The following is a 10,791-nucleotide window of genomic DNA, read 5'->3' as shown; positions in this document are numbered from 1 at the left end:
ATCACCGCGTCTCTCGCGCTCGACCCGGACTCCGCGACGCGCGCGGCGATGCAGGAGATCTCCTCCGCTCTGCTCAGTCAGGCGATCGCGGAGGATCCGACTCTCGCGGCCGAGCTGACCGCGGCGGCCGGGCCCGCTGTGGACGAGGCTGTCGCTGCCCGTGACCTGCTATCGAGCACGGACCCGCAGGTGCCGCAGATCGTGGCGGACATGGCGTGGAAGCACGCCATCGCCGGGTCGAACAACATGGTCCCGTTCGGTGTCGACGAGCAGGACCGCACGTTCATCGCGGAGTTCCACCCGTCGATGTACATGCCCGACCGGGACAGCGCTGACGTGACCCACTGGGCGCTCCGCAACCCCACCCCGGGGACCGCGCCTCTCGCGTACGGGACTCGGGGCTTGTTCGCTGCGGACATCCACCCGAACACCCCGCTCCCGCGCCACCGCATTTACTTGCAGGAGTCCCTCCTCCCGGGCGAGCTGCTCCCAGACGACGATCAGCGGCCGGCCGACGCTCTGTTCCAGCGTGCCGCTGCGCGCGCCCAGTCGCTCGTGCCGTTTTTCGGTCCCGTCGAGGTCGAGATCCCTGCGGGCCGCTTCCGGCTTGTGAAGGGCATCGACGTCTTCGGGATGAGCGGTGTCGGTTGGGTGGGCGCTGGCCGCAACGACACGACGCTTCTGCCGCGCCTGGGGGCGTCCGCGTTCATCGCCCGCATCCCCACCGGGTACGACGGCCCCGACCACACGGACATGTCGTTCCGGGACTTCACGATCGACGGCGCCGGCCAGGGCGGGTCCGGGTCGATGACGAACGTGAAGGGCATCTACATCCAGCGGATGATCCGCGCCCGGTTCGAGAACGTGACGATCAAGAACGTCGCCGCCACCGGGTTCGGGGTCGACTTCCTGCAGGACGCGTGGTTCATCAACTGCTACGCGGAGAACTGCGGTCGGCTCATCGAGGGTGACTCCTCCACCGGCGCCGGGTTCGGGTTCGCGACGGGCCTGTACCCGGTCGAGTCGATCCGGATGATCAACTGCACCTCCCGCAACAACCGCTCCCACGGGGTGTTCCTCGAGCGTGGCGCGTCGCGTCTCGCGGCCCTGCCCGGTGCCCCGGGCGGCTACCGGTCGATGGGGTTCACCATGATCGGCTGCTGGATGGAGGGGAACTACGACGGCTACTTCGGCTCCGGCGGGACGATGGCCGTGTTGCAGGGCAACACGTTCTACAAGAACCGTTTCGCGGGGATATTCATTGACGAGAACACGACCACGACGATCGCTGATGACCTGACCCAGATCCGGGGGAACGTGATCTACGGCAACGGGTGGGATACCACCGCCGGCACCAACCGGGGCGGGATCCGTATCCGCGGCACGCAGGTGAGCATCCCCCCGGTGATCGACGGGAACGTCATCGCCTGGAACGACGGGTGGGGGATCAAGATCACCGACGCGCTCACGGGCGATGGGCTGTGGATCACCCGGAACCAGATCTTCGAGAACCTGTGGTCCGGGGTGTCGATCACCTCCGGCACGGGCCCGCACCGGTGCCGCATCGAGGACAACGACCTGTGGAACAACGGTCGCGGTGCCACCGGTGTCACCGGTGAGGAGGACGGGATCGTGATCAACAACCGGGTCATGAACCGTCCCCGCATCATGGGCAACCGGTCGTGGGATCGCCGGTCGTCGGGGAAGACGCAGAAGCGGGGACTCGCCCTCACTGGCGGGAACCTGTGGACCACGCCCCGCGTGTCCGGCAACGACCTCGACGGGAATGCCACCGCGGGTCTCGTCGACGAGCTCGACGCCGCCACCGTCCGCACGTACGTCACCGACAACATCACTGCCTGAGAGGGAGAACCGATATGCCCACTGCGATTGTGCAAAACCTTCCCACGGCGGTGACGAACCCGCGGGCCCTGCCGTTGGTGACGCCGATCATCCGGGACTACTTCACTGGTGCGACGGGTCCGCTGACGGACGCGGCGGACGGGAACACGGTCCGGGCGTGGCAGGACGTCGCCACCGGCGCGTGGATCAAAGACGGTGGGGCGGCGCGTGCGTCGGCCACGCCGGCGTCCACGACGCAGTACATCACTCGGGTCGAGCAGCCTTCGGTCGATGTCGTCGTGACCGCGCGGCTCGCCGCGGAAGGTTCCACGTCGGCGACGACCAACGGCGCCGGGATCGTTGCCCTGTACCTCGACGCGGGTAACCATCTGCGTCTCGTGCACACAGGAGGTACGACCGGGTGGCGGTTGCAGCGTGTGATCGCGAATGCCCCCGTCACCCTCTTCGACACGAACATCGTCGAGGAGGCGCTCGACACCATCACCCTGCAGGTGATCGGGAACGTCGCGACGATCGCGGTCCAGCCGGATGGTGGGGCGGTGCAGTCGTTCCCTGTGACGATCCCGGACGAGTTCCTCGCGGTCATCTCGGGCGCCTCGACTCTGTATGCGGGGTTGCGGTCGCCGCGGAATGGTTCGACGTCGTCGGCGTCGTTCGACAGCTTCGAGGTGCGGCAGGCGATCATCGCGTGACCCGCGGTGAGGGAGGGTTCCGATGACTCGGATTGATTTGTCGGCGGTGGCGCGGGAGTTCGGTGACGTCCCCGTGGATGCTGTCGCTACCGTGCGGGTGCAGGGGTGGGCTGGCACGCGTCCTGCCGCGACTGTGGATGGTGCCGCGGTCGTGTTCTCACCCCGCAACGAGGTCATCGTCCAGGGTGACACCCCGGGGCAGGCGATCGACCTGGTGCCGACGGATGGGACTTTCTGTTACCGGTGGGACGTGTCGATGCGGTCGGGGTCGCTGAAGCTCCCCACCCGGTACACGCTCGTCCCGACGTCGGGTCCGGTCGCGTTCGGTGACCTGGTACGGGTGAGTCCGGAGTCGTTCGAACCGACACCGGATGTGGTGGCCGCGTGGGAAGCCGCGATCGGGGAAGTCGAAACCCTCCGCGACGAAACCCTCGGTGCGGCCGGGGACGCGCAGGTGTTCGCCAATGCCGCAGCAGGTTCCGCTGGTGCTGCATCGACATCGGCCGGTCAAGCAGCATCCTCCGCTGGCGCTGCAGCCGACTCCGCCACACAGGCAGGCAACTCGGCCACCAGTGCGTCAACCTCGGCAGGGCAGGCATCCACCTCCGCGAACGAAGCGAACACGGCGCGACAGGCAGCGGAAGACGCCGCGGCCAGCATCGCGAAGGGTAAGCCGAACGGAACCGGAAGCCTCGACGCCGACGGTCGCCAACCCGAAGCGGAAGTCCCTGAACGGCTCACACCCGAAGCGCTATCGGGAGCGTTCGCTTCGATCGGTGAGTCGGTCTACGCCACACCCGAGACCGGAATTCAAGCCGCTCTGGACGCAGCGCACCAGATCGCCACCGAACCGAAGTACGGGTCATACATCGCGGCGGGCGATGTGGGACCGGTCAAGGCGACCGTCGTGGTGCCCGCGGGCGTGTGGAGCATCACCGCACCACTGCGACTCCCTGACGGCGTGACCCTCCATGTTGATGACCGGGCGATCATCAAGGCAACCGCGGCTATGTCCCACCTGATCGACACCGACATCACCAAGCGGTATCAAGGCGTCGGAATCTACGGGGGAATCTGGGATTGCAACAACCTCGCCCAGGCCGCGATCTACGCACGGTGGGCGGCACACTTCACCATCGACGTGAAGCAGGTCCGCAACTGCGCCATGCACGGCATCATCTTCGGAGACCCCGCCGCCACGGGCGCGTCCTTCGAGGGGTTCATCGGCCCGGTGTTCATGGTTCGCCCCAACAACCAGGCCGTGCCCGCAGGAAGCGTCGGCGTCTGGATCCGCAACGCGACCGACTGCACGGTTGGTATCCGCAAGGGCATGATCATCGTCGGCCAGGACATCCAGGTTCGGATAGACGGGGCGGCGCACACTGTCGATGGCGTGCACCCGTGGGGTTTCGCCTCGACGCCGCAGAACGGGTACGCCACGGGTCTCATGCCGACCAACTCGTTCTACATCAACGCTCCGGCGACGAAGCTGATCGACTGCTACGCGGACGGCGTGAAGAACGGCGGCGCGGGTTACTACTTCACCGCCAACGCAACCGCTACCAAGGCGATCGCGTGTTCCGCGTTCCTCAACCCAGACGGTGAGGGAACCGACAACTCCGCTGACGCTTTCTACTTTGAGGCTGGGGCGCGGGTTTCGCTGCACGGCCCGGTAGTGCGGGCCTCGTCAACTAAGCGGTGGAGGACCGATTACGCCGGGGATCTGACGAACGTAACCGTGTTCGGCCAGACATACCAGGACGTCGTCACCGTCAACCGTCCAATAGTGCAGGCCGGGTACAGCTCGTGGGCCTCGTTCACGCCAACTCTGTTCGCTTCGGTTACGAACCCGTCGCTCGGGACGGGAGCAACGCAGTACGGCCGATACCGGGCGGATAGCTACGCGGTCGAGTTCTCGTGCCGCATCATTTTCGGCACGGGGGCGACGGCCGGCGACGGTGTGTTCGAGCTGGGATGCCCCGCTGCCATCGCGCACGGACTCACCGCGCAGACCGTCGCGGTCGGGAGCGGGTGGATCTACGACAGCAGCGCGAACACGACCCGCATGGTAGCGATCTACGCATCCACGTCGAACAGTGGGCGGCTGCGTTTCGTGTGCGAGGCGGTGGTCGCGTCTTCGCAGGTCGGTGCGGCAATCCCGTGGGCGTGGTCGGCTGGCGACTCGCTCACCCTCACCGGCCGGTACGAACGCGCAGCGACCTGACCCTTAGCCAGAACGGGACGCCTGACCCTTTTCGTTCACCCCCGATGCTTGTTCCCTTCCCCTGTTGTGGGGGTGGGGGCGGGCATCGGGGGTGTTTCGTCGTTGTCAACCCCCTCAAGGACTTCACGCAGCGCGATGCACCCTGATCGCGGGGCAAGGAACGAGCGCAGCTCACAATGCCCGAACTCGAGCCCATCACCTGGCAGAACATCCCCGGCCTCACCGACCGTGAACGCGAACTCGGAGAGATGCTGTTCTACGGCGCAGACCTTCGAACCCTCACGCTGGCCAGCGCGACCGTCGGGGATGAACGCATCCCCGACATCCGCGCTGGTCAGGTCTACCGCGAAACCGACTCTCACACTCACGGTCGCGCCGGATGACCTGACACTCAACGCCCCCGGCATCCCTCCTAAAGAGGTGACGCCGGGGGTGTTTCGAGTCGAGCAGCCGCGCCGATATGCTCTGGCTCATGTCTCCGCTGGTGTCCGTTTGCCCAAACTGCGGCCCCTTCGAGAGCATCGCATATCCGTTTCAGAATGCGCGACGGCTCACTATGAGCGGGAGTGGGGAGTCGTGCCCGAGGTGCGGGCGCCCAGCCCGAACGATCGACGGAACCTTCGACATCAGCGAGGGCGTTGTGACGGTGCTCTCCGCACCGGAGTGGTCTCGGCAGGCGCTGGATCTCATTCAGAAGCCGCTGCTGGACTCGGCGCGGGCATTGATCGATCCCAAATACAGCGACGCCCGCGCGTACGGGCTGCTCGATCGCAAGCTTGACGCTGTGGAGGCCGAGGTTTCGCAGCTTCGGCGTGAGAACGCGCGGCAGGCGGAGCTTGTTCAGAGCCTGCTCACCGAGATCCGTGACGCGCAGAAGAAGAAGCCGCGTCGCTGGCTCGCCAAGTTCCTGTACGGAACATGGCTCGCGGCCGGCGTACTAGCAACAATTGGTGGGGCTGCGTCCTTCGTGGGGGATGTGTGGGAGTGGGGTGCGACTATGTTCGACGAATCGCATCAACCGCAGCTTCAAGACGTGCCGCCCGAGATTCTGCGGCCAAAGCCAAGTCCCGGGCCGCAACCAGACGCGCCTCGATAAGACGCGCGCGGCTCTCCTCGACGCGTCGGCGGCGAGCATCGGTCCGGTGCGCCACCAGCAAGGCGACGATGGACGCGACGCCTGCAAGGGCAGCAGCCAGCGCGGTCCACATCGACGGCACGAAGAAGGCATGGAACATCGCGAGCAGGGCGGCCGCCGTTGCGGCGGAAGCTCCGATCTCTCGCATGAGACCAGGATAGATCCGACGCTGGCCAACGACTACGACCGTCGAGAGGGCGGTCGGCGGCTTCGATGTCGCGGACCTCGTCGCGGGCTCATGTCGTCACGGGGCCTGTTCGTCGACGGCGCCGACCCACACCCAGCACCGGTACTCGGTGTCGTCGATGTGGAACACGATGCCGATCGCGTCGGGCGTCCACCGGGCGGCGACAGCGTCGACGCGGACGGGCACGTCACCGAACCGCACCCACGCCTTGACCTTGCGACGCTGCTTCGGGTCGACGGTCAGCGGCACCTCGTTGAGACGGAGCTCACCCGGCGTGAGCGTTTGCAGCTGCGCGCCCCTCGCGATCGTGACGAGCGCCTTCTCGTTCATGCGCCGGTCGACGGCGTCGGCGTAGCGTCTGTTCGTTCCCACCTAGACCGGTCCCCCTTCCCCGGCCACAGCACAGGCTACGTCCCCGCACCGACACGATGAAACGCCCCTCCTCGCACCCTTGGTGCTGGGAGGGGTGTTTCGTGCGTCACCGAGGCGCGTGCCGCCGCTGGTGGGGGATCATGTGCACCCGGCAGACGTCGGCGGCAGGGGCGCGCGGGGGGAGCGTAGCGGGGATGTCGGATGCCCAGCGCAGACTTTCCACATGACGAGCGACGAGATAGTGGAGATGCTCGACTTCGAGGAGCAGTGGCCCCGCTGGTCCGGGCGGAAGGACGAGGCCATCCGTGCGAGGTTCAACGTGACGCCGGCGCGCTACTTCCAGATCCTGAACCGCGCCATCGAGACGCGCGAGGCGCTCGAAGCGCGGCCCATGCTGGTGCGACGGTTGCGGCGACGTCGCGAGCGCGCGCGAGCCGAGCAGGCGCGCCGCGCCGGGTAAGCTCGGCGGGTGTCACAGTTAGCGATCGGCATCGTCGGCCTTCCCAACGTCGGAAAGTCGACCCTCTTCAACGCCCTGACCAAGAACCAGGTGCTCGCGGCGAACTACCCGTTCGCCACCATCGAGCCCAACGTCGGGGTCGTGAACCTTCCCGATGCGCGGCTGCAGAAGCTCGCGGACGTGTTCGGCAGCGAGCGGATCGTCCCCGCCGCGGTGTCGTTCGTCGACATCGCCGGCATCGTCCGCGGTGCGAGCGAGGGCGAGGGCCTGGGCAACCAGTTCCTCGCGAACATCCGTGAGGCGGATGCCATCGCCCAGGTCGTCCGCGGATTCGCCGACGACGACGTGGTCCACGTCGACGGGCAGGTGAACCCGGCCGGCGACATGGAGACGATCAACGCCGAGCTGCAGCTCGCCGACCTCCAGACGCTGGAGAAGGCCATCACGCGGTACGAGAAGGAGGTCAAGGGCAAGAAGCTCGACCCCTCGGTGCTGGATGCCGCGAAGGCTGCACAGGATGCCCTCCAGCGCGGGCAGCTGCTGTCGGCATCCGGTCTCGACCTGTCGCCGATCCGCGAGCTGGGGCTGCTCACCGCGAAGCCCTTCATCTTCGTCTTCAACGTCGACGAGGCCGTCCTCACCGATCAGGCTCGCAAGGACGAGCTCGCCGCGCTCGTCGCTCCGGCGAAGGCGGTCTTCCTGGATGCCAAGATCGAGTCGGAACTGATCGACCTCGACGCCGAGGATGCCGCGGAGCTGCTCGCCTCCACCGGTCAGGACGAGTCGGGCCTCGACCAGCTCGCCCGCATCGGCTTCGACACGCTGGGCCTGCAGACCTACCTGACCGCCGGCCCCAAGGAAGCACGCGCCTGGACGATCGGCAAGGGCTGGAAGGCTCCGCAGGCGGCCGGTGTCATCCACACCGACTTCGAGAAGGGCTTCATCAAGGCCGAGGTCATCTCGTTCGCCGACCTCGTCGAGCTCGGCTCGGTCGCCGAAGCCCGTGCCAAGGGAAAGGCGCGCCTCGAGGGCAAGGACTACGTCATGCAGGACGGCGACGTGGTGGAGTTCCGTTTCAACAACTGACTGCAGTCCGCGTTCGAGAGCGGGTGCACGACCCGCGAATCAGCCGAGCTCGCCCGGATGCGTCAGGCGCCACCACAGGGTCGGCTCCTCGAGAGCGCCCGAGATGGCCACCTCGGCGGAGGCGGTGTTCGGGCCCGCGGTCCAGGTGACGGTGCCGACCGTCTCCCCGTCGGCGTAGGTCTCGGGCGTGCGGACGTCGAGCGTCGCGGTCACGGGGGTGTCGGACCACGTCATCAGCGACGCGCTCCGTGCCAGGACGATCTCGGCGCGCGAGCCCCACGCGGTGGTGATCTCTCCGACCGTGTCCAGGGCGGTTCCGACCTCTACCTCGTGGAACCCGGCGCGGATGCTCTGCAGGAAGGCGCGCACGTCCTGGTCCGTGCTGTCGTGCGTCTGGCCGCCGAGGCGGACGCCCGTGATCTGCAGCGGCGCACCGATGCCCACATCCAGGAGCGAGCTGAAAAGCAGGTTGAACGTGCCCTCACCGAGGTTCCCCGTCTTGAGGCCGCGGACGCCCTCGATGCCGAGAAGGTCGTTCGTGTTCGTGACGTAGCCCGGGCCGTCCGGCAGCGAGATCGAGGGCATCGCCACGATCGCTGCCAGGGCGGGGTTCGCCTCGGCGATCTTGCCGAGGGCGACGAGGTCGCGCGGCGTCGACGTGTTGCGCTCGTCGATGCCGGTGGCATCCACGATCCTCGTCGAGGTGAGGCCGTTGGCGGCGAGCCACGAGCGAGCCGCGTCGACGTACGCGCCCTCCGAGCCGTATGCCCAGCGCGCGACCGCGACGGCGTAGTTGCTCGCGGAGGGGAGGAGCATCGTGGCGAGGGCGTCGTGCAGGGAGAGCCGCGATCCGTCGGGCATGCGAGCGATCGTCGCGCCGCGCACGTAGAACTGGTCGTAGAGGTCGGTGTCGGCCTCGGTGAACGCCAGGGTGGGACCGGGGTCGGACGCGCCGTCGAGAGGATGCCGGTCGAGCACCACGAGCGCGGTGACCAGCTTCGCGATGCTCGCGATCGGACGCGGGTCGTCGCCGCCGGAGGTGGCCCATGCGCCGTCGACGTCCGCCCCGAGGTACGCTTCGCCGCCGGCGACGCTCACGCGCATCGATCCTGACGGGGGGAGGCGTACGGTCGCGGCCGTGCCCGCCGCGACCGGGGGAGGTTGGGTCGTGAGCGTCGGCGGACCCAGCGGAGCGGTGGACGCCCACCACACATACCCGCCGCCGCTGGTGAGAACGACGAGCACCGTCACCAGCACGACGAGCAGTGCGATGCGACCGGCCCGACCGGACCCGGATGCCGCGGGCGCGTCGTCGAGCAGATCGGCGAATGCGGCAAGCTCGTCCGAGCGCTCGTGCGTTTCCCCCATGTCGTCCCCCTCGTCGAACCTAACCCCTCGCGACTTCTTCCTCACGTACCGGCGAATTTCAAGCCCCCTCGCGTGCCGGCGGGTCCCGCCTACCGTGAGGGGAATCGGGAGATACCCGGCTCACCAAGCGGAAGGAAGTCGACATGGGACTCGACGACAAGATCAAGAACGCCGCTGAAAACCTCACCGGAAAGGCGAAGGAGGCGGCCGGCAAGACGACCGACAACGAGCGCCTCGAAGCCGAGGGACACGCCGACCAGAGCAAGGCCAACGTCAAGCAGGCCGGCGAGAACGTCAAGGACGCCTTCAAGTAAGCCGCCCTCCGAGCGCCCCGACCACGCCGGTCGGGGCGCTCGTCGTTTCCGCCGGCGGGGATCGGGATAATGGCCGGATGACCGATGTCGCAACGTCCGTGACCGCCGTGTCCGGAACCCCCGTCGCCCTGCGCGCCCACGGCTATGAGGCCGCGATCGCGAGCGTGGGCGCCTCCCTCCGATCCTTGACCTATGAAGGACGCGACCTCGTCGTCCCGTTCGACGCCGACGAGGTGCGCCCGTACTTCCGGGGGGCGACGCTCGCGCCGTGGCCGAACCGCGTCGTCGACGGCGTGCACCGTTTCGGCGGAGAGGAACACGAACTCGCGCTCACCGAGCCCACGCGCGGCCACGCGTTGCACGGCCTCCTCGGCTGGGCCGACTGGCACATCGTCGACGCGGACGACGAGGCGGTCACACTCACCGCGACCGTGGCGGCGCAGAGCGGCTATCCCTGGTGGGTGGAGGTGTCGACCACGTACCGGCTCGGTCCCGACGGGCTGACCCAGACGGTGCGCGCCACCAACCGCTCGCGGACGCCTGCGCCGTGGGGCACCGGCCCGCACCCCTACCTCGTCGCCGGCTCCTCCGGGCTCGACGCGTGGACCCTGAAGCTCCCCGCCGACACCGTGCTCGAAGTGACGCCGGACCGCCTCTCGCCGGTGGGAGTGGCATCCGTCACCGTCGACGCCGAGCGCTTCGACTTCCGCACGCCGCGTGCGCTGGGCTCGGTCGAGATCGACCATGCCTTCACGGACCTGATCCGGGATGCCGAGGGTCGAGCGACCGTGGAGGTCGCCGACCCGTCGGGCACGGGAGTGGCCATGACGTGGGACGGTGGCTGCGGATGGGTGCAGATCCACACCGCGGACCGACCCGAAGGGCCGCAATCCCCGGCGCACCGCGCAGGGCTCGCCGTCGAGCCGATGACGTGCGCCCCCGACGCGTTCAACGACGACGCCTACGACTTCTCCACCGGCCTGATCTCGCTCTCACCGGGAGAGAGCCACGAAGTGGGCTGGACCATCTCCGCCCGCTGAGACGAGACGACGCCGCCCCGGTCGCTGACCCGGGCGGCGTCGTCGTTCGC

General features: G+C 67.9%; 11 protein-coding genes. 9 read left to right on the top strand and 2 right to left on the bottom strand.

What is annotated here, in order from left to right:
- From LL239_RS11130 to LL239_RS11110, 5 genes are all read left to right on the top strand, one after another.
- The coding region (locus LL239_RS11130; protein ID WP_228163505.1) for a right-handed parallel beta-helix repeat-containing protein at positions 1-1,863 on the top strand (1,863 nt) is incomplete at its 5' end.
- Positions 1,864-1,877: 14 nt separating this feature from the next.
- Entirely contained in the window at positions 1,878-2,555 is a 678-nt protein-coding gene (locus tag LL239_RS11125; RefSeq protein ID WP_228163504.1) for a hypothetical protein, read from the top strand.
- A 376-nt stretch (positions 2,556-2,931) separates the two neighbouring features.
- The gene (locus LL239_RS11120) at positions 2,932-4,779 is read left to right on the top strand and encodes a hypothetical protein (protein ID WP_228163503.1); all 1,848 of its coding nucleotides are present in this window, start codon (positions 2,932-2,934) and stop codon (positions 4,777-4,779) included.
- A 176-nt stretch (positions 4,780-4,955) separates the two neighbouring features.
- A complete protein-coding gene (locus LL239_RS11115) occupies positions 4,956-5,162 on the top strand; it encodes a hypothetical protein (protein ID WP_228163502.1) in 207 nt (68 codons plus the stop codon).
- 257 nt (positions 5,163-5,419) lie between these two features.
- The gene (locus LL239_RS11110; RefSeq protein WP_228163501.1) at positions 5,420-5,875 is read left to right on the top strand and encodes a hypothetical protein; all 456 of its coding nucleotides are present in this window, start codon (positions 5,420-5,422) and stop codon (positions 5,873-5,875) included.
- Between the two features lie 283 nt (positions 5,876-6,158).
- On the opposite strand, the gene LL239_RS11105 is transcribed toward LL239_RS11110, so the two are convergent.
- A complete protein-coding gene (locus LL239_RS11105) occupies positions 6,159-6,473 on the bottom strand; it encodes a hypothetical protein (protein WP_228163500.1) in 315 nt (104 codons plus the stop codon).
- Between the two features lie 223 nt (positions 6,474-6,696).
- Between LL239_RS11105 and LL239_RS11100 the strand changes: the two genes are divergently transcribed.
- A complete protein-coding gene (locus tag LL239_RS11100; RefSeq protein WP_228163499.1) occupies positions 6,697-6,933 on the top strand; it encodes a DUF3263 domain-containing protein in 237 nt (78 codons plus the stop codon).
- Between the two features lie 9 nt (positions 6,934-6,942).
- Entirely contained in the window at positions 6,943-8,019 is a 1,077-nt protein-coding gene (gene ychF / locus LL239_RS11095) for a redox-regulated ATPase YchF (RefSeq protein ID WP_228163498.1), read from the top strand.
- A gap of 39 nt (positions 8,020-8,058) precedes the next feature.
- Here the strand turns inward: ychF and LL239_RS11090 are convergent, their stop codons facing one another.
- Positions 8,059-9,387, bottom strand: a complete 1,329-nt coding sequence (locus LL239_RS11090) for a D-alanyl-D-alanine carboxypeptidase family protein (protein WP_228163497.1) — start codon at positions 9,385-9,387, stop codon at positions 8,059-8,061.
- A gap of 143 nt (positions 9,388-9,530) precedes the next feature.
- On the opposite strand from LL239_RS11090, the gene LL239_RS11085 reads away from it, so the two are divergent.
- Together LL239_RS11085 and LL239_RS11080 are read left to right on the top strand one after the other, a co-directional pair.
- Positions 9,531-9,701, top strand: coding sequence for a CsbD family protein (locus tag LL239_RS11085; protein WP_228163496.1), 171 nt, complete (start codon positions 9,531-9,533; stop codon positions 9,699-9,701).
- Between the two features lie 77 nt (positions 9,702-9,778).
- Positions 9,779-10,741, top strand: coding sequence for an aldose 1-epimerase family protein (locus LL239_RS11080; RefSeq protein WP_228163495.1), 963 nt, complete (start codon positions 9,779-9,781; stop codon positions 10,739-10,741).
- The last annotated feature ends 50 nt before the right edge of the window (positions 10,742-10,791 follow it).

The organism is Microbacterium testaceum, from assembly GCF_020781835.1.
GTDB lineage: Bacteria > Actinomycetota > Actinomycetes > Actinomycetales > Microbacteriaceae > Microbacterium > Microbacterium testaceum_H.
Note: the sequence above shows the minus strand (reverse complement) of the source record. Positions and strands in the feature narration are given on the sequence as shown.

What these genes read in the sequence shown, in the direction of transcription:
- LL239_RS11115 (WP_228163502.1), top strand. Translation starts at nt 4,956, where the DNA reads ATGCCCGAACTCGAGCCCATCACCTGGCAGAACATCCCCGGCCTCACC.
- LL239_RS11085 (WP_228163496.1), top strand. Translation starts at nt 9,531, where the DNA reads ATGGGACTCGACGACAAGATCAAGAACGCCGCTGAAAACCTCACCGGA.
- LL239_RS11125 (WP_228163504.1), top strand. Translation starts at nt 1,878, where the DNA reads ATGCCCACTGCGATTGTGCAAAACCTTCCCACGGCGGTGACGAACCCG.
- LL239_RS11080 (WP_228163495.1), top strand. Translation starts at nt 9,779, where the DNA reads ATGACCGATGTCGCAACGTCCGTGACCGCCGTGTCCGGAACCCCCGTC.
- LL239_RS11090 (WP_228163497.1), bottom strand. Translation starts at nt 9,387, where the DNA reads ATGGGGGAAACGCACGAGCGCTCGGACGAGCTTGCCGCATTCGCCGAT.
- LL239_RS11100 (WP_228163499.1), top strand. Translation starts at nt 6,697, where the DNA reads ATGACGAGCGACGAGATAGTGGAGATGCTCGACTTCGAGGAGCAGTGG.